The organism is Frankia sp. Cppng1_Ct_nod (assembly GCF_920656135.1).
In the GTDB taxonomy this organism is placed as follows: domain Bacteria; phylum Actinomycetota; class Actinomycetes; order Frankiales; family Frankiaceae; genus Protofrankia; species Protofrankia meridionalis.
The window spans coordinates 84,032-106,851 of sequence record NZ_CAKKTK010000003.1 but is presented as its reverse complement, the minus strand read 5'-3'; the positions used below and the strand labels follow the sequence as shown (position 1 = coordinate 106,851).

The 22,820-nt window shown below is 68.6% G+C and carries 22 protein-coding genes and 3 pseudogenes; 11 read left to right on the top strand and 14 right to left on the bottom strand.

Features of this window, described 5'->3' with window-relative positions:
• Positions 1 to 311 precede the first annotated feature (311 nt).
• Complete coding sequence (locus NBW77_RS02050; RefSeq protein WP_131745006.1) at positions 312 to 1,616, top strand: toll/interleukin-1 receptor domain-containing protein; 1,305 nt, start codon at positions 312 to 314, stop codon at positions 1,614 to 1,616.
• 94 nt (positions 1,617 to 1,710) lie between these two features.
• Positions 1,711 to 2,907, top strand: coding sequence for an SDR family oxidoreductase (locus NBW77_RS02045; RefSeq protein WP_131745007.1), 1,197 nt, complete (start codon positions 1,711 to 1,713; stop codon positions 2,905 to 2,907).
• 111 nt (positions 2,908 to 3,018) lie between these two features.
• On the opposite strand, the gene NBW77_RS02040 is transcribed toward NBW77_RS02045, so the two are convergent.
• Positions 3,019 to 3,423, bottom strand: coding sequence for a hypothetical protein (locus NBW77_RS02040; RefSeq protein WP_131745008.1), 405 nt, complete (start codon positions 3,421 to 3,423; stop codon positions 3,019 to 3,021).
• A gap of 105 nt (positions 3,424 to 3,528) precedes the next feature.
• Here NBW77_RS02040 and NBW77_RS02035 point away from each other — a divergent pair.
• A pseudogene (locus NBW77_RS02035) lies at positions 3,529 to 3,624 on the top strand (HhH-GPD-type base excision DNA repair protein); the annotation flags it as partial.
• Between the two features lie 39 nt (positions 3,625 to 3,663).
• On the opposite strand, the gene NBW77_RS02030 reads toward NBW77_RS02035, so the two are convergent.
• Entirely contained in the window at positions 3,664 to 4,068 is a 405-nt protein-coding gene (locus tag NBW77_RS02030; protein WP_131745009.1) for a hypothetical protein, read from the bottom strand.
• Between the two features lie 40 nt (positions 4,069 to 4,108).
• Here NBW77_RS02030 and NBW77_RS02025 point away from each other — a divergent pair, with 40 nt between their 5' ends.
• Genes NBW77_RS02025 through NBW77_RS02015 form a run of 3 tightly spaced genes read left to right on the top strand, consistent with a single transcriptional unit; the run spans position 4,109 to position 5,976 of the window.
• A complete protein-coding gene (locus NBW77_RS02025) occupies positions 4,109 to 4,432 on the top strand; it encodes a PadR family transcriptional regulator (RefSeq protein ID WP_131745010.1) in 324 nt (107 codons plus the stop codon).
• Positions 4,429 to 5,166, top strand: a complete 738-nt coding sequence (locus tag NBW77_RS02020; RefSeq protein ID WP_131745011.1) for a permease prefix domain 1-containing protein — start codon at positions 4,429 to 4,431, stop codon at positions 5,164 to 5,166. Before NBW77_RS02025 ends, NBW77_RS02020 begins: the two co-directional genes overlap by 4 nt.
• A 27-nt stretch (positions 5,167 to 5,193) precedes the next feature.
• Positions 5,194 to 5,976: an HhH-GPD-type base excision DNA repair protein gene (locus tag NBW77_RS02015; protein WP_502799419.1), complete on the top strand. Its 783-nt coding sequence runs from the start codon at positions 5,194 to 5,196 to the stop codon at positions 5,974 to 5,976.
• A 101-nt stretch (positions 5,977 to 6,077) separates the two neighbouring features.
• Here the strand turns inward: NBW77_RS02015 and NBW77_RS02010 are convergent, their stop codons facing one another.
• The 5 genes and pseudogenes from NBW77_RS02010 to NBW77_RS01995 all read right to left on the bottom strand — a co-directional run bounded on the left by NBW77_RS02010 (position 6,078) and on the right by NBW77_RS01995 (position 8,230).
• The gene (locus tag NBW77_RS02010) at positions 6,078 to 6,467 is read right to left on the bottom strand and encodes a VOC family protein (protein ID WP_207386791.1); all 390 of its coding nucleotides are present in this window, start codon (positions 6,465 to 6,467) and stop codon (positions 6,078 to 6,080) included.
• 171 nt (positions 6,468 to 6,638) lie between these two features.
• A complete protein-coding gene (locus NBW77_RS22225) occupies positions 6,639 to 6,923 on the bottom strand; it encodes a helix-turn-helix transcriptional regulator (RefSeq protein WP_131745014.1) in 285 nt (94 codons plus the stop codon).
• 173 nt (positions 6,924 to 7,096) lie between these two features.
• Positions 7,097 to 7,441, bottom strand: a pseudogene (locus NBW77_RS22220) (DUF6597 domain-containing transcriptional factor); the annotation flags it as partial.
• Between the two features lie 160 nt (positions 7,442 to 7,601).
• Positions 7,602 to 7,985: a type II toxin-antitoxin system VapC family toxin gene (locus tag NBW77_RS02000; RefSeq protein WP_131745015.1), complete on the bottom strand. Its 384-nt coding sequence runs from the start codon at positions 7,983 to 7,985 to the stop codon at positions 7,602 to 7,604.
• Complete coding sequence (locus NBW77_RS01995; RefSeq protein ID WP_131745016.1) at positions 7,982 to 8,230, bottom strand: type II toxin-antitoxin system Phd/YefM family antitoxin; 249 nt, start codon at positions 8,228 to 8,230, stop codon at positions 7,982 to 7,984. Before NBW77_RS01995 ends, NBW77_RS02000 begins: the two co-directional genes overlap by 4 nt.
• Positions 8,231 to 8,366: 136 nt before the next feature.
• Between NBW77_RS01995 and NBW77_RS01990 the strand changes: the two are divergent.
• Positions 8,367 to 8,453, top strand: a pseudogene (locus NBW77_RS01990) (HhH-GPD-type base excision DNA repair protein); the annotation flags it as partial.
• A 50-nt stretch (positions 8,454 to 8,503) separates the two neighbouring features.
• Here NBW77_RS01990 and NBW77_RS01985 read toward each other — a convergent pair.
• The 5 genes from NBW77_RS01985 to NBW77_RS01965 all read right to left on the bottom strand — a co-directional run bounded on the left by NBW77_RS01985 (position 8,504) and on the right by NBW77_RS01965 (position 14,625).
• Complete coding sequence (locus NBW77_RS01985; protein ID WP_165485792.1) at positions 8,504 to 10,612, bottom strand: SpoIIE family protein phosphatase; 2,109 nt, start codon at positions 10,610 to 10,612, stop codon at positions 8,504 to 8,506.
• A gap of 438 nt (positions 10,613 to 11,050) precedes the next feature.
• On the bottom strand, positions 11,051 to 12,211 hold the full coding sequence (locus NBW77_RS01980; RefSeq protein ID WP_131745018.1) for a M56 family metallopeptidase: 1,161 nt from the start codon (positions 12,209 to 12,211) through the stop codon (positions 11,051 to 11,053).
• A complete protein-coding gene (locus NBW77_RS01975) occupies positions 12,208 to 12,702 on the bottom strand; it encodes a BlaI/MecI/CopY family transcriptional regulator (protein WP_131745019.1) in 495 nt (164 codons plus the stop codon). The genes NBW77_RS01980 and NBW77_RS01975 overlap by 4 nt, the downstream gene beginning before the upstream one ends.
• 73 nt (positions 12,703 to 12,775) lie before the next feature.
• Positions 12,776 to 14,140 carry a PH domain-containing protein gene (locus NBW77_RS01970; protein ID WP_131745020.1) on the bottom strand — a complete coding sequence of 455 codons (1,365 nt, stop codon included), beginning with the start codon at positions 14,138 to 14,140 and terminating at the stop codon, positions 12,776 to 12,778.
• Positions 14,141 to 14,151: 11 nt separating this feature from the next.
• On the bottom strand, positions 14,152 to 14,625 hold the full coding sequence (locus NBW77_RS01965) for a PH domain-containing protein (protein ID WP_242605523.1): 474 nt from the start codon (positions 14,623 to 14,625) through the stop codon (positions 14,152 to 14,154).
• Positions 14,626 to 14,901: 276 nt separating this feature from the next.
• Here NBW77_RS01965 and NBW77_RS01960 point away from each other — a divergent pair, with 276 nt between their 5' ends.
• The 4 genes from NBW77_RS01960 (at position 14,902) to NBW77_RS01945 (ending at position 20,275) form a co-directional block, all read left to right on the top strand.
• Positions 14,902 to 16,359, top strand: a complete 1,458-nt coding sequence (locus NBW77_RS01960; RefSeq protein WP_131745021.1) for a cytochrome ubiquinol oxidase subunit I — start codon at positions 14,902 to 14,904, stop codon at positions 16,357 to 16,359.
• The gene (locus tag NBW77_RS01955; RefSeq protein ID WP_131745022.1) at positions 16,356 to 17,363 is read left to right on the top strand and encodes a cytochrome d ubiquinol oxidase subunit II; all 1,008 of its coding nucleotides are present in this window, start codon (positions 16,356 to 16,358) and stop codon (positions 17,361 to 17,363) included. The genes NBW77_RS01960 and NBW77_RS01955 overlap by 4 nt, the downstream gene beginning before the upstream one ends.
• 64 nt (positions 17,364 to 17,427) lie before the next feature.
• Positions 17,428 to 18,303 carry a CPBP family intramembrane glutamic endopeptidase gene (locus NBW77_RS01950; RefSeq protein WP_250279200.1) on the top strand — a complete coding sequence of 292 codons (876 nt, stop codon included), beginning with the start codon at positions 17,428 to 17,430 and terminating at the stop codon, positions 18,301 to 18,303.
• A gap of 304 nt (positions 18,304 to 18,607) precedes the next feature.
• Positions 18,608 to 20,275, top strand: a complete 1,668-nt coding sequence (locus NBW77_RS01945) for a CYTH and CHAD domain-containing protein (protein ID WP_131745185.1) — start codon at positions 18,608 to 18,610, stop codon at positions 20,273 to 20,275.
• A 129-nt stretch (positions 20,276 to 20,404) separates the two neighbouring features.
• Here NBW77_RS01945 and NBW77_RS01940 read toward each other — a convergent pair whose 3' ends face one another.
• Entirely contained in the window at positions 20,405 to 21,304 is a 900-nt protein-coding gene (locus tag NBW77_RS01940; protein WP_165485793.1) for a helix-turn-helix transcriptional regulator, read from the bottom strand.
• 332 nt (positions 21,305 to 21,636) lie between these two features.
• Positions 21,637 to 22,644, bottom strand: coding sequence for an aldo/keto reductase (locus tag NBW77_RS01935; RefSeq protein WP_250279199.1), 1,008 nt, complete (start codon positions 22,642 to 22,644; stop codon positions 21,637 to 21,639).
• Between the last annotated feature and the right edge of the window lie 176 nt (positions 22,645 to 22,820).

Sequence of the window (22,820 nt, the reverse complement as noted above, 5' to 3'; positions counted from 1 at the left end):
ATGCAGCTGGCGACCACGAATCGTGCCGGCACGACGTAAGCCACACGGCAGTATGATCGGCGGCGCGGTGGTCGCTGTTCCCAGGCCGGCTACGGTGAGGGCGTGGGACTGCACCTGAGCCAGATCGCCGAGGCGGACGAGCTGCTGACGCGTACTCCCAGAGGATCGCTCGCTTCGCTCACGATCCTCTGGGTCCCCCGGACCCGTTGGCGCTGCTGATCGGGATGGTGCTGGACCAGCGGGTTTCGGAAAGGACGAGCGAGATGGGCGTGCGAGGAGCACGCTACCGCTGACGTCTCGCCGCCGGACCGATGACAAACACGAACGCGGACGTTACGGCCGGGCCAGACCCGCCGGATGGCCGAGAAGGCGTCTTCATCTCGCGTGCCTCAGCGGACAAAGGCGATGCCATGTGGATCGCCTGGCACTTGGAGAACGCGGGCTTCGCCGTGACGGTGCAGGACTGGGACTTCGTGCCGGGCACACCGTGGCGTCGGCGGGTACGCCAAGGAATAGAGACCGCCGATACCGTGCTGGCCGTCGTATCGCGAGCCTACCTTGACTCGCGGCACGCCCGCGAGGAGTGGGAGACCGCGAGGGACGCGCTTGCCGCGGGCACGCTGCATCGGCTAATCGTCGCCCGCACAGAAGACATCCCGCCTACCTGGGCTGGTGTAAACGCCTCCATCGACCTGTTCGGTGTCCCTCGGGACGTCGCGCGGCGCCGCCTGCTCGAGGCCTTCGACGCCACCGGCCGCGATCCGGCGGCCCGAGCCGGACCGGGTGGGCCGCGACGCGGCCGGGGGCGGGCCTGGCTCACGTCCGTGCTGGTCGTTGGGCTGTTGCTGGTGCTGGTCATCGCGGTGCTCGCGCTCCGTCCCACCGGCACGTCCGGCCCTGGACCCATGCCGTCGGCCCGCCCGAGCCTCCCCGCCCGACTGGACGCAAAGGTGCTCGCGAGCCTGCCCGGCGGGCGCGGCCCCGCCTATGCGCTCGCGTTCTCGCGGGACGGCCGGCTGCTCGCGCGGGGTGGTGCGGACGTTGTTGAAGTCTGGAGCGTCGCCGACCCGGCCACCCCGAAGCAGCTCAGCGCGATCGAGGACGCGAGCACAATCGGCGGCGCGCTGGCGCTCTCGCCGGATGGCCGCCTGCTGGCCGTCCGCTCGGGGCGCGGCACGACCCTGCTGTGGGACGTCACTGACACCCGGCGGCAGGTCCGGGTGGCGACCCTGGTCAGCACGGCGGGAAACGAGGGCGACACCGTCGCGGTAGGGTTCTCACCCGACGGGCGGACCTTGGCCGCGGCCAGCCGCTTCAGCGGTCGCGTCCGGCTGTGGGACGTTGCCGATCCGGCTCATCCCGCGAGTCTGGATCCCCTCGTCGGGGTGACCGCGGACCTCGCGGCAGTGGCGTTTTCCCCGGACGGGCGGTTTCTGGTGTCGGCCGGCAACTCAAGTACCAGGGTGGTGGTGTGGAAGGTAGCCGCTGGCACTCCGCCGCTCCGGCTGGGGGTGCTCGAGCTCGGATCGGACGCGTACGCGGCAGCGTTCGGCGGTTCCATCCTGGCCACGGGTGGTCACGAGGGCACCGTGACCTTGTGGACAATCGCCGGATAGAACCGCCGATTCCATCCGGCCGGGATCGGCGGTGGAACGCTGGCATCACGCCAACTCCGCACACCCCGCCGGGCTTTCCCGCGGCGCGTGACCGATGAGCGCTCCCGATAAGGACGACAGCACCCGCGACCGACCCCATTTCTTCGTCTCCTACGCGGCCTCGGACCAGCAATGGGCGGAATGGATCGCCTTTCAGCTGGAGGAAGCCGGCTACGCGGTGAGGATCAGGGTCTGGGATGAAGTGCCTGGTTCACACTGGCTGCGGCTGCTGGACGAGGCCATCGAGCGCTCAACGCACCTCCTGGTCCTGCTCTCGAGAAGCGCTCCCTGGCCGACCTACGGCGTGGAGGAGTGGCGGGCCGCGCGGGAGGCGGACCCGCGGCGGTTCACGGGCAGGCTGCTTCCCGTCCGCGTCGAGGAGTGCGAGCGGCCTGGCCTCCTCGAAGGCATCATCTCCTTCGACCTGTTCGGGCTGTATGAGCGGGACGCGCGGGTGGCCCTGGCAGCGAACATCGCGGCGGCTCTTTCCGGCAGGGTGAAACCGACGGTCGAGCCGGACTTCGTCGTGCGGGCGGGACGTGCGAGTGACGGTAAAAGATCCACCCGGGCGTTGTTCCGGGGGCGGGTGCCGCGCTACCCGGGCCCCCGAGGCGGGTGCCCGAGCCTGCCGACGGCTATTCAGAGAAGTCTCGCCCTGACGTTGGGCGCCGCGGCCGTTGTCGGGGCTCTCGTCGTCGGTCTCGTGTTCGCCCTCGACAACGATCGGGCGCCCCTCACCCCCTCGGGCTCTTCGGCGACGCCCGCCGGCCCGGTCCGGCTGGCCACGCTCTCCGGCCACGACCGGGGCATACGAGCGGTGGCTCTTTCACCTGATGGCCGGCTGTTCGGAGCGCACCACGTGGCCCGCGCGGCCGCGTCCAGGTTGATGCCCGGCGGGTTGCTGACCTTCACTTCCGGGATCTTCATCAACCGACCGGCTCCCGGGGTCGCGCTCGGGGCCGCCTCGCTGGGAGCCATCGAGGCATACGCTCGTGCGCTCGCCCTGGAACTCCGCCCGACGAGGATCAATGTGGTACGGCCGGGCAGCACCGACACGCCACTGTTCCGCGGCCTGATCGGAGCGGCCGACGGCCCGGCGGGCGACTCGGCTGTCGCGGCCGCCGGCGCGGCGCTCCCTCTCGGCCGGGTCGCGACCCCCGCGGAGGCCGCGGCTGCCGCGCTGTTCCTCATGGTCAACAGCTACGTCACCGGCACGGTGGTGACGGTGGACGGCGGTATCAGCATCGCCTGAGCGAACGGTTGCGCCCAGGCCGCCGCGGCCGCCGCTGACGGGCACGGCCAACACACCTGGACGTGAAGCGGCGGCAGGGCCGGATACCGGCCCTGCCGCCGTTGAGCCTCCTTACGCTGAGCACACCCATGCGAGCGAGCCGTCGACCGGGATGCCGCCGGGGGCCGTCAGGTCGATGGTGAAGGACCCACCCGTGACGGTGGTCGGCGCGGCGGCGGCGGGCAGGGTGATGACGGTGCCGTCGGGTTCGGTCAACTGTAGGGTGAGCAGCCCGGTGTACGTTCCTGGCCCGTGGTAGGGGGCCGCGACGACGGTGAACGACACTGTGTAGCTCTTGATCGGAACAGTCGAGGCGGATGCCTGGTAGGTCAGCCGACCGGCCGTGCAGGAGACGGTCGTGTCCGCCGTGCCGATGATCGCCACCGGCTCGGTAAGCGAGATCGTGACCGAACCCGTGTCGGTGTCGGCCGCCGCCGGCGTCACGGCGTTCGCCCCGGTGGCCAGGCCGGCCGCCATGGCCAAACTGGCGCCGGTAGGGCAGGTCCGCGCGCACGCGCTGGACCGCGAGGCGATGATAGCCGTGGCTAGGCCCTCCTGGACGATCCGGCTACCGTGAACCGTGTGAGCCTGCACCTGAGTCAGATCGCTGAAGCCGACGAGCTGCTGACGAACGACCCGTTGGCGCTGCTGATCGGAATGGTGCTGGACCGGCAGATCGGACAAACAAGGAACGAATTGCCGACCGAGGTCATCTAGTCATTGGACGGGCTCCGCGCCGAGCGGCGCGTCATGGTCGCCGACGGTGGACGCGTGGGCCCTCCGGCGGGCGAGCCTGGTCACCGCGAGCCTGGCCACCGCGGAAGGGACCGCGCCCGCGACCGCGCCGACAAGTCCGAGGAGGACGAAGGGCCCGAGCGTCGAGGCGAGTGACGCGGTGCCGTCGTATCCGGCGATCATGAAGGTCAGGGCGAGGGCGAAGCCGAAGAGGCCGCCGGCGGCGGCGGCCGAGCTTCGTCGGCGTGCCGCAATGCCGAGCAGGACGGCCAACAGCCCCCACGGGATCAGGATCACGCCTGAGCCGACGAGGAGGACTCGGGCGCCGAGGAAGCCGGCGGCGACCCCGAGCGGTACGGCTGTCGGTACGACCCACGATCTGCTCATCTCTTCCCCCTGCTCGCGACTACCCCTAGACTACCTAGGTATGGGAGCTGATCGCGCCAAGGGGCACCTCGACACCTTGATCCTCTCTGTGCTCAGCATGGGCCCGGGGCACGGGTACGAGGTGATCGCGGAGTTGAGACGACGTAGCGACGGAGCATTCGACATGCCGGAGGGCACGATCTACCCGTCGCTGCACCGGCTGGAGAAGCAGGGACTGCTGGAAAGCGACTGGGACACGCACGACGGCCGCCGCAGGCGTGTCTACCGGCTTACGGCCCAGGGCGCGACCGCGCTCGCCGTGGCCACCACCGAATGGCGGCGGTTCTCCGTCAGCATGAACGCGGTTCTCGGGGTGGCCGGATGACGATCGAGGAGTACCTGGACGAGCTGTTGGTCCGGTCGAAGGGACCGGCGGCAGAGATCCGACGCCTGCTGGTCGAGACCGAGGCGCACCTGCGCGACGCGGCCGACGCGGAGATCGAGGCGGGAGTGGATGCCGCCGCGGCCGAGATCAGGGCGATCGAGCGTTTCGGCTCCCCGCGCGCCGTGGCCAGGGCGGCCCACCGCGCGCAGCGGCCGTTCCTGCTCGCCGCGCTGGCGGTGGCCGGCATCCGGATGGCTGCGGCCGGCCTGGCGGCAATCGGAGTGTCGGCGCTGTTGGCACGGCTGCTCGCCGTGCTCGCGGGCAGGACATTTGTGTACGGGCTGCCATCCGGTGTCGCCGTGTCGGCGCGCGACTGCGCGCACTGGCTCACCGTGCATCCGGCCGCGGCGAGCTGCGCGCGCGCCGCAGGTCTGGAGAATGCCGCCGACACGCTGGTCTTCCACGTCGGCGGCGCGATTGTCGGCCTGGTGATCCTCGGCGTCGCGACGGTCGTGCTGCGACGCCGGCCGCGGGCGGCGACACCGGACTTCGTCCCGGCGATGGGCCTGACTCTTTTCGGCGTCACCGCGGGAGCGCTACTGCTGGCCGGCTACTGGAACCTCTATGTGCCCGGTCTGTGGGGACGGGGCATGTGGCTCGCAGACGGCGCGACTGCCCTGGCCGTCGCCCTCGGCTACGCCGTGGCCCTGGCCAGCCGGCTACGTCCCGCGTGACGGAGCCGAACCCGAACGAGCCCGAGCGTGGCACTGGCTGTCGCCTCCGTACGCCTCGCCTGCAAGAACGCCTACGACGTCGGCATCCCGTTCAGCCGTGACACCGACCTGGTGCCTGCCCTGGAAGCGGTTCGCGACCTCGAATCCGGTCTCGTCCACGTCGAGGCCGCCACCTGGACGCGGCGGCCTGACCAGCGATGCCACGGCTACGCCGATCCGGCTACCGTGATGGGCGTGGGACTTCACCTGAGTCAGATCGACGAGGCCGACGAGCTGCTGACCAACGACCCGTTGGCGCTGCTGATCGGAATGGTGCTGGACCAGCAGATCCCGCTGGAGCGGGCGTTCGCCGCACCCTACGAACTGACCCGGAGGCTCGGGCGTCCCCTCGATGCCGCGGAACTCGCAGACGCGGACCCGGATGCGCTCGCCGCCGCCTTCTGTCAGCGGCCGGCGCTGCACCGCTTCCCGGGATCGATGGCCAAGCGGGTCCAGGCGATGTGCCGTTTGGTCGTCGACAAGTACGACTCGGACGCCGCGAACGTGTGGCTAACCGCCGTAGACGGTCGTGAACTGCTGCGGCGTGTTTCGGCGTTGCCCGGGTTCGGGCAGCAGAAAGCCAAGATCTTCGTGGCGCTGCTCGGAAAGCAGCTCGACGTGACCCCTCCCGGCTGGCAGGAGGCGTCGGCTCCTTTCGGGGAGGACGCAACGTTCTGCTCGATCGCCGACATCACTGACACGATCACCCGGGACAAGGTCCGTGACTACAAGAAGCAGATGAAGGCCGCGGCCAAGGCCGGGACGGCCTGACAGGTTTCGGTTCTCGGAGATCTTCGAGGCTCCGGTCAGATGGGCTCTGCTCCGGGTTTGCCTGACGACCCGTCACCCTTGGTCAGGTAGAAACGTAGAGCTCAACTATGCATGGACCCGAGAATCTGACCGTACCAATCCGCCGGATCGGTGTCGCGCACGTATTGGGTAAGCGCCCATCGCTGGCCCTCGGGATCGGCCACGACCGCTTGCCGGACGCCCCAAGGCCGATCATCCGCCGCATCGAGAATCGAGCCCCCGGCATTGACCGCGCGTTCGCATGCCGCGGCAACGTCATCGACAAAGATCTGAGTGATGCTCACGGTCCCGGCGAACTGCCCACCTCGACGTCCCAGCAAAATGATAAAGCCGTCCCGCTCCACCTCGACATGTCCGACCCAGCCGCCCGGCAGAGCGGCCCGGACGATTTCTCGCACGCCGAGTACATCGGTCAGCCAACCAACAACGGCCAAGGGGTCATCGTAGAGCACGCACGGCACGATGACGGGATACCCTCGCGCGGGATCATAGATGGCATGGTTCCTTGACGACGGAGGCGGGTTTTTGGTCATACGGGGACGGTAGGCTGGGCGTCCGGGCGCGGTCTTGAAGAAAGTTGACCGGCTGACCGCACACCAAAGGTCGCCCTATGATTGTGGTCATCAGTCCGCGAAGCGCCGCGCCGCTGCCGGCGTCACCCCCGCGAACAGGGTGAACTCCCGAGTCAGGTGCGGTTGATCCGCATAGCCGCACATAACCGCCACCTGCGCCGGCGCCATGTCTCCGCGAGTGAGCAGCCGCGCGGCTCGCTCATACCGCAGCACTCGTGCCGCGATCTTCGGAGTCGTCCCGATCTGCTCACGGAACCGGGCTGCCAGGTACCGATGACTGCGTCCGGCACGCGCGGCAAGGTCAGCGACTCGGACCGCCCCGCCGGCCCGGCGCATCGTCCGCCACGCCCACACGACCTCTGGCGACGGAACCGGGCGGCCGCGATCCTGCCGGTGAGCAGACAGTCAAGCAGCGCGAAGCGCTCCTTCCACGTCTTCGCCTCCGACAGCCCTCCGGCCCAACGCTCGGAGTCAGAGCCGAGCAGGTCGGACAGCGCCACGACCCGATTGCCCAGCTCGTGCATAGGCACGCCGAACAGCGAGAACGCGCCAAGCGGATCGAGCCGGATTTGGATGCCGAGCTGACGGCCGTCATGCCCGGTCCGCGTTGGCCGGTCATGTATCCCGGCGATGAACGAGGAATACGTCTTCAAGACCTGGGCGCCAGGCGTGGGCAGCGCGCGGGACCCGTCTCCGAAACTGACGATCACGATGCACTCGCCCGAAGGGGTCTCCCGCCGACGTACCGGGCTGAGCAGCTCTTCTCGGAAACCGGTGTAGGCCCGGACACGGCCACGCAGAGCCGAGCCCGGCAGGCCGTCGGCCCACTCACGAAACCCACCGGCGTCCTCCACTTCCCGTGGGCCGATACGCACGAGACCGATGCTAGGAGCTCGTCGGCCTCCTCCCTACGCCGCTGGCATGTCCACCGGCTGGTTGATCAGGTGCTCCATGTTTCCGACATGTGCTGGGATCAGCAGATCCCGCTGGAGCGGGCGTTCGCGGCCCAGACTCCTAGATCTTTATGATTCTGATGAGGCCTTCGAGGCCGGCGAGGCCGGCGGCGTTGCGGGTGTAGACGCTGGCTTCGTGGGCGTGCGCGGTAGCCGCGATCAGCAGGTCCATCGTCCGTGCACGTGGCTGGCGTCCGACTTCGACGACTCGGGCGGCGAGTCGTCCGTAGCTGTCGGCGACGGCGTCGTCGACGGGTAACGGGTCGAATCTTCGTTGGAGTGCGCTGAGGCGGGCGAGTCGGTTCGCGCGGGCCTCGGGTGTCTTGGCGACGAGGACACCGAACTGGAGTTCGGCAATGCTGATGACGCTGACCGCCAGTTCGCCAGGGATCGGCGCGACATCGGTCGCGACCAGCACGCTGGTGTCGAGGACGCCACGATTCATCGATCTTCCCAGGGATCTGTGAGGGTGTCGTCGATAAGTTCGCGATCACCGGACCAGTCGGTGTCGGTCGGCAGGGTGAAGACATCCGCGAGGTCGTCCCAAAGCCGCCATGCGCGCGGGGTCACCGGGCCGAGGACGGCTGCCGGCCGGCCGGAAACAGTGATGGTCAACCGCTCGCCGGCCTGGGCGCGCCGCACCAGCTCGCTTGCGTTCTGCCGCACTTCGCGAAGCCCTATCTCGTTCATCTCCCCAGAATAGCACTTGTGCTACACGCAGGTGCGGGCTGGGATGGACGGGAGTGCGGCAGAGGTCAGGGGGTGCTGCGAGGGGCATGTCGGTCCGGACGACGTCTTTCCACTCCATGGTTCCGATACCTGCTGGGACCAGCAGATCCCGCTGGAGCGGGCGTTCGCCGCACCCTACGAACTGACCCGGAGGCTCGGGCGTCCCCTGGACGTCGCGGAGCTCGTAAGAGGGATCGACGTTGGACGGGAAGCGCGCCGTTCGCCGACCCGTGATCAGTGGTTGTCCCCCGCGGAGGGACGGAAGCCGTTCTGCATGGCGTTGTTGGGGATGTCCAGCTGGAACCAGACGGTCTTGCCGGTGCGGGTGGGTCTAGCACCCCAGTGGGTGGCCAGTTCGGCGACGAGCTGCAGGCCACGGCCTCCTTCGTCGTCGAAGGTGGGATGCAGCAGGCGGGGCACCCGGGTGTCCTCATCGGAGACTTCGACGTAGAGGGCGTGCTGTCCTCGGCGCAGGACGAGGCGACTGGGGGTGTGCGCATAGCGGATCGCGTTGGTGACCAGTTCGCTGACCAGAAGTTCGACGGTGAAGGCGTCCTCGGCGACTCCCCAGTCGTCGAGGGCGGCGAGGACGGTCGCACGGGCGCTTCTGGCGGCCCGGGGCTCGGGGGCGATCGACGTGGTGGCGGTGGTGGCTGTGGTGGTGGCGCGGACGAGCAGCAGGGCGACGTCGTCGTCATAACCTTCGCCGCGGTCGAGGAGGGACAGCAGTCGGTCGGCGGTTTCATCGAGATCATCTGTAGGGATGTTGGTGTTGAGGCTGGTGAGGGTCCGTAGGGTGCGCTGAAGACGCCGGCAGCCTTCGTCGATGTCGATGGACGGGGATTCGACCAGGCCGTCGGTGAACAGGGCAAGCGTGGAGCCGGCCGGGAACGGGTGCCGAGTTTCGCTGAATGTCTGGCCGCCGACGCCGAGGATGATGTCGCCTCGGCCCGCAAGGAGCAGGACCTCCCCGCCGGGGCGCGCGAGGACGGGGTCCAGGTGGCCGGCATTGGCCAGACAGATTGTGCCGGTGGCGGGTTCGAAGATGGCGTAGATGCAGCTCACGAGGGTGTCCTCGGGGCCGCTGCCGATCGTCTGGACGAGGTCGTCGAGGTGGGTGAGGACGTCGGCGGCGGGCAGGTCGAGGGCGGCGAAGGCGCGGACGGCGGTGCGGACCTGGCCCATGACCGCGGCGGCGGCGAGGCCCCGGCCCATGACGTCACCGATGACCAGAGCGACCCGACCGGCGGACAGCCCGATGACGTCGAACCAGTCGCCCCCGACTTCGGTGCCGGCGGTTCCCGGTTCATAGCGCCAGGCAATGTCTAGACCTTCGAGAGCCGGGGTGTTGTGGGGTAGCAGGCCGCGTTGCAGAGTAATGGCGGCGGTGCGCTGGCGGGCGTAGGCGTGGGCATTGGCCACCGCGTTGGAGATTCGACTGCCCAGTTCGGCCGCGGTCTGCACGTCCCAGTCGGTATAACGACGCCGGGACTGGCCGATGCCGAAGTAGGCAACGCCGAAGAACTGCCGACCTACCAGGAGCGGAACCACGATGGCCATGTCGACTGCCATGCGTTCGAAGTGCGCATCTGCGCGGTATCGGCTCGGTTCCTGGACATGGACGCTACGGATCACCCGGTCGTCTATGGTGAAAAGCACCGGCCGGCGTGTGGCGAGCGCCTGATGAGCCGGATTGTCCGGGCCGAGTTCGACGGGCACACCGATGGTCTCCAGCGGGTCCCAGGGTCGAGGGGAGGAGCTCGGCCAGGTGGCCGACGCGAATCCGCGCAGCGTCAGCGAATCCGGCCTCGCATCAGCGTCGAGAGGTTCGTCGGCCAACAGCAATTCGCAGTTGTCCGCGAATTCCGGGACGATGAGCTCGACGATCGAGTCCAGCGTGTCCGAAAGCTTCAGTGAGGTTCCGAGCAGCCCGCTGGCCCGGCCCAACAGGCGCAGCCGTTGTTCCACAGCATCGCGCTCCGCCTCGGCGTGGCGCTGTTTGGTAACATCGACCACGGTCACGCCAACCGCGACCGTGGCATCGTCCGAGTCGCGGAACGGGTAGTGGGAAACCTGCCAGATGCGCTGGTCGGGGTAGGTCGCCGGGGTGGTGCTGGTGATCTCCACATCGAGGATCGGCTCCCCGGTGGCCAGCACCTGCCGGATCACATCCCATGCGTAGGGCTCCACATCGGGGAGCAGATCGGAGATGACCCTGTCACCGATGTCCGCCACGGACAGACCGTTTATTTCCAGTATCGTCCGGTTCATCATGCGTACCCGTAGCTCTGCGTCCACGACCAGTAAACCGATGGGGGCGAGGTCCGCGAGCTGCGAGATCATTTCGAGGCTTCCCCGTCGGCCCGATAGCAGGTCATGGCTGCCCTGGACGCCCGCATGACGAATCATCGGTGGGCGTGAGCCGCGAGGATACGGCGTCGATTCCATGTGACTGCCCTGTGGTTGGCGGAAGCTGCGGTAGGGGGCACTCCGGGTTGGAGGTATGTGACGTTATCGCGGTCAGTGACGATGTGATGCCATGTGGTTGGATGCACCATCCCGTCATCTATGTGTCGTAGGATTACTGGTGCCCTGTACCAGATGTAACCAAACGTGCGAAGTGGTCACCGATCGGAAAGATCGCAGGGTGAAGTCTTTTCCGGGATATCCGCCTCGTTGATGTCAGTGAAAGTATGTGGAATTTATCGGGATTACCGGCGACCGAATGGCGGGCGAGTTCGCCGCAGTCCCGATTTCCGGGCCGGTGGGTAGTCGGCCTGGTCAGGTAGCAAGCAGGACGAAAACGGGAAAGGCACAGACACAGGCCGCGGTGAGATAGATCGTCACATGCGCCCACAGGGGTGCACTGGGTGACGGGTCCAGCAGGCGTGAGATACGTGCGATCACTGGGGCGTGGGCCGGAGGCCGGGTGAGCTCGGCAAGCCGACCGCGACGCGTGCCATCCGTGCGGTTGTCCGCCCTGGCCCGCCTGTTCTGACTGCCTCGTACCGAATGCGGCGACCGGCCCTGGGCGGTCGCCCCCTGCTGTGGCATTCCGGTGATGCCGACCGCCCCTACCGGCACCGGGGACCGGGCGACACCGAGTCGGGCCAGTGCGCGTGCGAGGGTCTGCCCACTGGTCCGCCGGGCTGCGGCGTCGTCGGCGAGCATCTCGACCAGCAGCGACACCGCGGCGGTCGCCTCGCGGGCCGGCCGAAGGAACGGGAAGGTTTCCTGCCAGGCCACGAAGGGCTGGATGACGAGGTCATGGCGGCCGCGGGCATGAGCCTCCTCGTGGGCGAGGACCGCTGCCAGCTCGTCCGAGGTGAGCACGGTCAGCAGGCCCCTGGAGACGACGACCCGCGTGTGGCGCATTCCGGGCAGGCAGTAGGCGACCGCGACGGGATGGTCGAGGACGCGGAGCCGGCCGTGTCGGCGGACCCGTTCGGCGTGCTCGCACAGCCCGCATGGGACCTCTCCCGATGCGGCGCCGTCCCTGGCCGCGCCGGTGTCCGCCGCCGTCGATGAACGGGGGTGTGTGCCGTGGTCGTGGCCGGCGAGATCAACGAGGTGGCGGTGGCGGCGTCGTTCCCGCAGGGTCCGCGAGGTGGACAGGGCGAGGACGCCGAACAATCGGGCGGTGAGCGCGGATGCCACTCCGAGACCGATCACGTTGATCCAGCCGAGCCCGGCGAGGGGCTCGCCGGCAGCCAGGTGGTCGGCGTGGTCGCGCACGCCGACCGGAAGGTTGGCGGACAGCGGCGCGAAGGTGAACGCAATCACCGCGAGGAGGGCGGACACCCCTCCGGCGAGCCCGACCGCCTGCCACAGCACGATGGCTGATCGTGGGCAGCGGGATGGCCAGTGAGCCACGGCAAGTACCCGTGGGACCGGCCATGCGAGCGCACCAGCGAACAGGGCGAGGATGGCCGCGGTCGTCATAGCGGGTGAACGGTACCTCCGTCCGAAGACGGCGGTACCGCATGCGCGTGCGCTGTGTCCGATTCGATGTCCAGGGTGTCGGTCCGGCCTGCGTCGGACTGCTCGGTGCCGGCATCCGCGTCGACGTCCGCGTCGACGTCCGCGGGCTGGGTCAGCGCGCGGCGCAGGATGTCGGCTTCGGCCGGGGACACCGATCCGACGAAACGGACCAGTGCCGAGCTGCGGTCCTCAGTGGTGTCGAGGGCCGCGAGCATGGCCTCGGCGACGACCGCGTCCCGGCTACTGGACGCCTGGTAGCGGTGAGCGCGTTCGGCGCGCTCCCGTTGGACGAAGCCCTTGCGTTCAAGACGTTCCAACACGGTGAGAACGGTCGTGTAAGCGAGATCACGCTCGTGGTCGAGTCGGGCGGCGACCTCGCGCGCGGTCAGCCAGCTGTCGGTGTCCCACAGCACATCCATGACCGACCGCTCAAGGTCACCCAGACGTGCCATGGTCCCACCTTACGACGGATGCAACGACCGTCGGTACCTGTTGGTCCGACCCGTGCGAGGGTCTGACCAGGTATCAGGGCCGATATGGGCTCTGGCGGGCCGCACGGCAGAGCCCTGGCAGGATGCTCAGCTGGCGGTCGACATCGTCGATACCAAGATCGGTCAGCTTCGCATGGACGCTTCTACCGGCTGTGTCAAGGTGGAGAGTCGCCAGGCCGAGCGTCCGCTGGAACGGTCCCTGGACCCGGCGGATGCTCTGCACCTTTTCGAGCGGGACCCACTGGGTGACCCGACGCAGCCGGCCGCTGGTCGCAACCACGCAGCGGTCGCTGCTACCCCAGGCGAGGAAGTGGTAGCTCAACGGAGTCTTCCATCGGGCTCGCGCAGGGGCGCGCCGGTCGGCGGCGGGGGCGCCGGGGACGAGTCGGGACAGTAGGTAGCGCGCCTGGTCGTGGTCTCCCACCGGCAGAATCACGCGTAGCTGCCGGCCCTCCGGCCCGTTCTCCTTTCTGACCCGCCGGCCCGCCACCTCCACCTCGAGCCGGCACCATCCGAACGGCCTCCACAGAAGGGGTTCGACCAGCCGGGCCGCCTGGACGCGGCCGAACGGGATGGTCTCCGAGGCGGTCTGAACCGCGCCGGACCGCAGGTGGAGCCCGTCCGCGGCGGCGGAGACGGTGAGTTCGAAGCCGCTGTTGAACTGTCGCCAGAAGGATGTCGCCAGGCCGATGGCAAACGCCACGGCACCGCCCAACGCCCCGACGGCCGCAGGGATCACCGTCGCGACCACGGTGAGGCCGACAGCCAGAAATATCTGGACTGTTCCCCAGCCGCCGAACACCATCGAGGCGACCAGCCTGCGGGTGCTGACCGCGAACAGCAGTTGCGCGGGGGGTGGCGGAGCATCCTCGGCGACGCCATGGGCCAGTGCGAGCAGCCGTGCCCGCAGGATCTCCGCGTCCGATTTCCTCAGGCAGGCCAACCGTCCGGTCGTGCCGGTCGAGGCCGCCATCCGAAGACGGAGCTCCGCCAACCCCAACAGCCGGGCGAGCCCCGATTCCACGAGGTCGATCGCCTGGATCTGGGCCAGCGGGTAACGCTGGGAGCTTCGGCGTAGCAGTCCGGTCTCGATCCGTAGCGTGCGGTTGTCGATCTGCCACCGGGTGACCAGCCATGAGACCACACCGACGAGGACGACCATGGCGACCACCGCGGGCTCCCAGTACCGGCCCGCAGTGCCGCCATCCTGCTGCCGAGTCACCTGACCGGACAGCATGATGATCAAGATTACCGCAACGTGGCGGCCGGCCCGGACCAGCGGTGACAGCGGGTGCAGGCGATGCCATCCGCCGGCCACGCCGTCAGCGACCTGGTCGTTCGTCGCCGGTTCGTTCGTCGCCGGTTCACCGACGGCGGCGTCCGGTGCGGAGCCGTTCACGGCCGGCCCTTTCACAGCCCGGCCGCGCGGGCTTCACCCAGACGCGCCAGCGCGTCCCGCAGCCGGCTGGCCTCGTTTGCGGCCAGTCCCGGGATGCGGGCGTCGCTGGCTGCGGCCGCGGTGTGCATGCGCACCGTCGCGAGTCCGAACATGCGCTCGAACGGCCCGGCGGTGATATCGACGAACTGCATCCGGCCGTAGGGCACCACCGACAGGCGGCGGACCATGATGCCTTGGCGTACGAGCAGGTCGTCGTCGCGTTCCGCGTACGCCCAGGCCTTCACCCGGCGATGCAGGATGCGTTCCCAGATCACCGCGACCGCCGCGATCGCCAGGGCCAGTTCGGCGCCCAGCCAGGTGGAACCCAGGATGGCGCCGAGCAGTCCGGCGGTGACAGCTGATGGAACGGCGACGACGGCAAGCTGGGTCCGGCGCATGGCCAGCAGTCGGGCCGATGGTGCGGTCCAGTCCTGATCGTCGTTCATCCGATCCATCCGCTGGCTGTGGGTAAGAGCGCTCGGCAATAGGGACGTGGCGTCGCGGGGCCGGGGCAGGCACCTCGCGTCGTTGTCGTCGACAGAACAGGGCGTCACCCACCATATCGGTCCGGATGCATTCGGCATCCGTGGTGGTGTCTTTGTCGCTTTCGGCGCGTCCTCGGCTGGCGTATTCTACGTAACGTAGAAGTTCTACGGAGGATAGAAGATCCTTTCTTGTCGAAGATCGTCCGGCTACGAAGGACGGGCAGGAGGAGTCCACCGATGGTCCTCGCCGCCTCCACGGATCTTGCGCGTGGGCAGACCGGCTTCTCGCTCGCGTTTCACATCTGCTTCGCGGTCTTCGGGGTGGGCATGCCCTGGCTGCTGCTCTACACCGAACGTCGCTGGATCCGGACGGGTGACCCCGTCTGGTACGCCCTCACCCGCAAGTGGTCGCGGGCCTTTGCCGTCCTGTTCGCGGTGGGTGCGGTGTCAGGGACTGTGCTGTCCTTCGAGTTCGGCCTGCTGTGGCCGGCGTTCATGGCCCGCTACGGCGGTGCGCTCGGCCTGTCGTTCACCCTCGAGGGCTTCGCGTTCTTCATCGAGGCGGTGTTCATTGGCCTCTACCTGTACGGATGGAACCGCCTGTCACCTCGGGCGCACTGGTGGACGATGGTCCCCATCGCCATCGCCGGGACACTGTCCACCCTTTTCATCATCACCGCGAACGCGTGGATGAACGTTCCCCGGGGCGTGCGGGAGGTGGACGGGCGGGTCGTCTCCGCCGAGCCGCTCGCGCCCTTCACCGTCCCGTCCGCTCCGCCTCAGGTCGTCCACATGCTGCTCGCCGCGCTGATGTGCACGGGTGGCGTGGTCGCCGGGGTGTACGCGGTCGGGATGCTGCGCGGCCGGCGGGACGCCTACCACCGTCGTGGGTTGCGGGTCGGCCTGGTCATAGTCCTCGCCTGCGCCCCGCTGCAGCTCGTCGTCGGCGACTGGGCGGCGCGGGTGGTCGACGCCCAGCAGCCCGCGAAGCTTGCCGCGATGGAGGCCCTGTACCGGACCGGGCCACACGCGCCGCTGACCATCGGCGGCATTTACGACGGTACGACCGGAAAGATCCGGTATGGCATTGAGATCCCCGACCTGCTGTCGGTCATCACCGGTTGGAAGCCCGGCCACACCGTCACCGGGCTGGATGCCGTCCCACCGGGCGAACGCCCGAACTCACTTGTCGTCCACCTTGCCTTCGACACGATGGTGGGGCTCGGGAGCGCGGTCATCGCCCTCGCTGTGGCCGTGGGGGCGGTGGCGCTGTGGCGCCGGCGCCGGAAGGTCCGCCCGCTGATCCCTCTGGGCAGGGGGTGGTTGCTCGCGGCGGCCGGCACCGGTCCGGCATCCGTGATCGCGATGCTGGCCGGCTGGGAGGTGACCGAAGGCGGACGCCAACCGTGGATCGTCTACGGCCGCATGCTCGTGTCCGACGCTGTGACCACCAGCCCCGGCATCGGTTGGGCGTTCGGCGGCACGCTCGTCCTCTACCTGGGGCTGGCAACGGCGCTGGTGCTCATCCTGCGGCGGATGGCCACCGGCGGGCCGACCTACGAGACCGGCGTGCCGGCCCCGGATGCAATCGCCGGCCGGCCGGCCGGCCCGGACCCGCGACCGGGTGCGGGCGCGCAGGACGCGGACGAGGACGCGACAGTGCGGATCGTGCGGATGCAGAGGGCGGGCCGATGAGCGCCGCGGATGTTCTGCTGATGGTCATGGTCGGTGGGCTGACCGCATATGCCCTGCTCGGCGGAGCCGACTTCGGCGGAGGCGTCTGGGACCTGCTTGCACGCGGACCTTACGCCGGCGGACAGCGGGCCCTGATCTCGTCCGCTCTGGGCCCGGTGTGGGAGGCCAACCATGTCTGGTTGATCTTCGTGATCGTAGCGATGTTCTCCGGGTTCCCGCAGGCGTTCGGCGTGATCGGCAGCACCCTGGAGCTGCCCATGGCATTGGCCCTCGTCGGCATCGTGCTGCGCGGTGTCGCCTACGTCTACCGGGCCTACGGCGCGGGAGCGGCCGGCCCGGACCACTGGTGGGGGCACGTGTTCGCGGTCGCGTCCACGGTCACCCCCTTCATGCTCGGCGTCTGCGGAGCGGCCATGGCCAGCGGTGTCGCCCGGCCAGGCGACGCAAGCGCCCCGCTGACCAGCGGGTTCGGCCTGGTGGCCGGAGCGTTCACGGTCACCGTGACCGCCTTTCTCGCCGCGGTGTACCTGTGTCGGGACGCGGCCCGGTCAGCCGCGACCGAGCATCTCGTCGAGGGGTTCCGCCGCCGGGCGCTGGGCAGCGCGGTCGTCGCGGGCGGGCTCGCCGCGGCCCTGCTGCCGCTGCTGTGGCGGGATGCACCGGTGGTCGCCGACCGGTTCCCGTCCCGTGGCCTGCCGTTCGTCGCGGTCTCGGCGTGCGGGGGGACCGGTGCGTTGGTGCTGGTCTGGCTACGTCACTTCACCGCGGCCCGGCTGGCTGCCGGCCTCGCGGTGGCTGGCGTGCTGTGGGGCTGGGCCGCCGCCCAGTACCCCGACCTGGTTGTCGGGCAGATCGACGCCGCGTCGGCGGCGGCACCCACCGAGAACCTGCGGGCCATGTTGATCGCAATCGGTTCAGGTGTGGCTGTACTGATCCCGGCGTTGGTCTGGCTGTTCCGGGTGTTCGCCCATCCCGAACCCGCGGGCGCCGACCTTCATCATTAAGAGCGCCCGAGGACAGGGCAGGCACTGCGGCTGGACGGCCCGCACCGAGGGCTACGGTCGGCGGGTGAAAGTGCGTGGGGAGGAACGGGAAACGGCATCGGCCGACGTCGGCATGTCACATGTCGACATGTCACCGGTCGGTGACGCAACGACCGGTCGGCCTGATGGCGGGGGCCGCTGGCACCCACAGCCCAGGCGACTGCTCGTCAGCGAGGTCTGGCTCGTCCTCGGTGTGTCGCTGGGTGCGTCCGCGCTGTGGGCGGTCGTCCGCTACATCGGTGACCTGACCGCTCCGGGGCCGTTGCGTAAGCAGGTTGCCGAACTGAACTCCTCGGCGGCCCCGGGACGCCCGTGGCTTGACCTTTCCCTTCAGGTGGTGGGCATCGCGACCGCGCTCGTGCCCGCCTTTCTGGCACTGCACATGTTCGTCCGGGACGGCGCAGGCCTGGCCACCATCGGGCTGGACCGTCGACAACCTCGTCATGACGCTGTCTTCGGGGCGGGACTCGCCGCGGCTGTCGGTGGTACCGGACTCGGTCTGTATCTGATCGCCTGGCATTCCGGCACGAACCTGACTGTGGTCCCCGCAGACCTGCCGGACGTGTGGTGGCGCATCCCCGTCCTGGTGCTCTCGGCGGTGGAGAACGCGGTGCTCGAAGAGGTCGTCGTGGTCGGCTATCTGCTGACACGGCTGCGCCAGCTCGGCTGGAGCGACAACCGGGCGCTGGCGACGAGCGCGCTGTTGCGCGGTTCGTACCACTTCTACCAGGGCATCGGCGGCTTCGTCGGAAACCTGGTCATGGGTCTGCTGTTCGGTCGGATCTACCAGCGCCGGGGACGGATCGGCCCGCTTGTCGTCGCACACTCCCTGATCGACGCGGTTGCCTTCGTCGGTTACACCTTTCTGGCCGGAAGGGTCTCCTGGCTCCCTATAGCATGAGGTCCTCAGGTGGCGAGCGTCGGGGTCGCGAGAAGGTTAACATACGCTGAACAATAGTTGTCTATTCATCGTCCATCAGATGAGGTAAAGGTGGCCGTGGCGTTGCCGACGGGAGGGTCGGACTTACCTCGGCCGGGTTGTGCTCACCTGGTGTGACTACTCGTGTGTGATCGTGTGTGATCGTGTGTGGCCGGGTGGCCGGGTGGCCGAAGACCGCTCGGGTAGGCCGGTGGCGCGGTGGGCCGACGGCACCGCGGGGCACCAGACCGCGATGATCCGGTCGTATGCGATGAAAGGGGACGACATGGGCGGCGAACTGAGGGAAGTGGAACGTAAGTTCGCGGTCGGACCGGTCTTCGTGCTGCCCGCGCTGGACGGGCTGCCCGGCGTCACAGCGGTGACCGAGCCGGAGACGGTCATTCTCGAGGCTGTCTACTACGACACCGACGATCTCCGATTGGCCCACAACAGGATTACCTTCCGGCGGCGGACCGGCGGGTACGACGAAGGCTGGCACCTGAAGCTGCCGATCAAGGCTGGTGAGCGTGAGGAGATCCAGCGTCCGCTCGACCCGGCCGACACCGGCGGGGACGGTCAGCCGGCCGTGGCTGGCCGTCCACCGGCCGCGGCCGATCCCGTTCCGGAGGTCTCGGCCGTTGCTCGCGCCGCGGTGGATGGCGGATGGTCGCAACGCACCCCACCTGGCGATCTTGTCGACCTGGTGTCCGTGCACCTGGGAGGCGTCCCGCTTCGACCGGTGGCACGGCTGGTCACGACTCGCACGGCCGTCCGGCTGCGCGACGCCGCCGGCGCTGATCTCGCCGAGGTGGTCGACGACCATGTCAGCGCCCAGACCCTCGACGCGGTGGCGGTGGCGGGGGAGGGCGAGCCGAGCCGGTGGCGGGAGATCGAGGTCGAACGGGTCGGATCCGGTGACGTCAGCCTGCTGGACAAGGTCGGCGCCACCCTGACCGCAGCCGGCGCATCGGTGTCTCCCGACGTTTCCAAGCTGTCGCGGGTGCTGGGGCCGGTGCTCGCGAAACAGCGCCGGCCTGCTGTGCCGGTTTCCCGTGGCAGGCTGCGGCCCAAGTCACCGGCGGGCGAAGTGGTCCGTGCCTACCTGGCCGCCCAGGTGGAGGCACTGCTCGCCGCCGACCCGCGCGTCCGCCTCAACGTGCCGGACTCCGTCCACAAGATGCGTGTGGCAACTCGCCGGTTTCGCAGCACTCTGCGTAGTTTTGCACCGATGTTCGATCCGGAGCTCGCCATCCATCTGGACGGGGAGCTGCGCGATCTGGCCGGCGCGTTGTCCGCCGCCCGCGACTCCGAGGTGATGGTCGAGTACTTCGACGGACGGGTGGCTGCCCTGCCGGACGAACTGGTGCGTGGCCCGGTCGTCGAGACGATCGACAGCCGGTTGCTCGCCGGGCAGGACGCGGCGCGCACCGAGACGCTGGAGATGCTGCGCGGCGAGCGTTACCTGACGCTTGTCGCCGACCTGCGGGCGCTGGTCGCCGGACCACTGCACGGGCCGGCGACCGAACCTGCGCGCACCGCCCTGCCCAAGCTGATCGGCCGGGCCGACCGCCGGCTGACCCGCAAGGTCGAGGCGGCCCTGGCGACCCCGTCCGGTCATGGCCGGGACATCCAGCTGCACAGCGCTCGTAAGCAGGCGAAGCGGTTGCGCTATGCGGCCGAGACCGCCGTGCCGGTCTTCGGACCCGACGCGTTGGCGTTCGCCGGACTGTCCGAGGAGATCCAGGAGCTGCTCGGTACCCACCAGGACGCCACCATTGCGCAGGGACTGCTCCGGAAATGGGGGACGGCGTCCCAGGACGCGGGGGAGCCGACGGCGTTCACCTTCGGGCTGCTGCTGGGCCTGGAAGAATGCCGGGCTCGGATGGCGGAACGGGATTTCGTCGACTTCTGGCCGGAGGCGTCCCGGCGTAGTCACCGATGCTGGCTTCGGTAGTCCGCACCTTTCCGGCTGTCCGGCCTGCGGCCCGTTTCTGCCTGCGGCCCGTTTCGGGATGCCGCCCGTTTCGGGATGCCGGACAGCCGGAAATCTCATCCGCAATATTGTTGATGGTCGCAAACATTGCTAATGGTCGTAATAGCCGTGTTTCCGGTCGATTCCTACCCATCGTGTCGGCAACTCGGTCAGCTGTCGGACCCGCACCTGGTCCGTGGAGCTCGCCGGGGTCTGCAGCAGGAGCGTCGAGTCCGGGCCGTCCACCGGACGGAACAACGACAGGATCAGGCGGATCTCGCCGACAGTAGCGGTGTTTACCGTCACCGTCCGTGTTGTGAACTCGTGTACCGGTGGGCTTTCCCACCACTGCCTCAGATCAGGTCTCTCCGCCGCGAGCAGGGCGAGTATCTCTCGGGTACGTCCGTCCTGGGGATCGTGGTCGGCCCGATTCCGGAACTGCGCGAGCACATCTTTTGTCACCGTTTCCCACTCGCGCAGCATGCTGCCCAGAAGGCGGCTGGTGATCAGGAGGTATGCGAGGTTGCGGCGTCGTTCGTCGACCAGGCCCGGGTCCGTCCACAGCGCCGCGTAGGGCTCGTTCCACGCGGTGATGTCGAAGCGACGGTCCAGCAGCAGCGCCGGGCTCGTCGGCCAACTGTCCAGCACGGGTCGGAGCTGCCCCACAAGGCCACGATGGTGATCATCCGATGTTGGCGCGTGCAGACCTGCCAGGGTCAGGATGTGCTGACGAGCGTTGTCGTCCAGATGCAGCGTCCGGGCGACCGCGTCGACGACCTGGTGGGACGCGGGCACCCGTCCCTGCTCCAGCCAGGTGTACCAGGCGAGCCCGAGACCCGACGCCGCCGCGACGTCCTCTCGAGGCAGCCCGGGGACCCGCTCGCGGTGCGCCTGTAGGAACTTGCCCAGTTCCCGCTGGCGGGCCTCCTGCCGGGCTTCCTTCCGGGCCTCCTGTAGGGCTTCTTGCAGAGCCTTTTGCAGAGCTTCGTTGTTCGTCGCGCTTTCCGCCATGGCCAACCGTCCTATGGATCGTCGCCCGGACACCGACATGTGGGATCTGGATGAGGGCGTCCAGACAGGTCAACGCCTTTTGTCGGCCGACGACCCGCCCGTTGGCTCCTACCGGACACATGCCTATCTTGACTTCGTCCACATAGCGGCGTATTCATATTCGGCCCGGTGCGACTTGGGCCTCTCCGGCGCGGTCTGCCCACTCCAGCTCGACGGATCACCCTGCGACGCGGGTCACCAGGCCATCGCGTTCCCCACGGTGGTTTTCCGATGACGCCCCGGGCTGGCCGGCCGGTCAGCCAGCCCGGTCAACTGGTCAACTGGTCAACTGGTCAACCCCATGGTCGGGAGGGTCCGGAACCGACCTGGAGCCGGTCGATGGCGACTTCGATGTCATCGAGATCATCCGTGGTCAGGGTAAGGGTGGCGGCCCCGATCCAGCCGTCGACCTGGGATGGACGACGGCCGCCGACGATCGCCCCGGTCACACCGTCGAAGGCGAGGGTCCAGGCGATGGCGACCGAGGCGACCGTCGTATCGTGCCGTTTCGCCACGGTTCGCAGAGCGTCGACCAGAGCAAGGTTGCGATGCAGTGACTCACCGGTGAAGTCGGGCGACCCGCTCCGCCAGTCGTTGGACGGAAGGTCGGCCGACCGCTGCGCAGACCATGATCCGGTCAGTAGCCCCGACTGCATCGGGCTGTAGACGATTACCCCGATGTTGTGTTTGGCGCAGTACGGCAGGATATCCGCGGCGACGCCCCGTTTCATGGCGGAGAACGGCGGCTGCAGCGCGTCGACGCCACCGACCGATGCGGCCCGCTCGAGCAGCCCGACGTTGAAGTTGGACACGCCCACTGACCGGATCTTTCCTTCCGTGCGCAGCTCGTGCAGGGTGGCGACGGCATCCTCGACCGGTGTCTCGTCCCGCGGCGGCCAGTGCAACTGGTAAAGATCGATCCGGTCGATGTCGAGGCGCCGCAGGGACGCATCGACTTCCCGGCGAATGGAGTCAGGCGCGCCGACCCGGGCAGGTGGACCTGCCGGGTCTGAATCCCAGACCATCCCGCATTTCGTGAACACGTATGGACGGTGGGCTTCGCCGATGTCGGCCAGGGCCCGTGCGACGATTTCCTCGGAGTGCCCGCGGCCGTACACCGCTGCCGTGTCGATCCAGTTCACCCCGGATTCGACGGCGTACCGGATGGCCGCCACGGACTCCTCGTCGTCCTGGGCACCCCATCCGAATTCGTGTTCGGCACCGCCTACAGCCCAGGCGCCGAAGCCGACCCGGGTGATATCCATTCCGGTCGTGCCGAAAGGCGTCGTAGGAAGGGTCATGGTCAGTGCGTACCCCCATGCGAGACCGGAACCCGGGTGGGTGGATACCACCCGATGTCCCCGCGGCTGACTGTCCCGGCCGAGGGCGTACCTCCAGCCGGCTCCTCAAGCATGAAAGCATCCATGGAGCCGCCTGTCCCGCCGGCCGGGAATGCCGACGATGTCATGATTGTCCG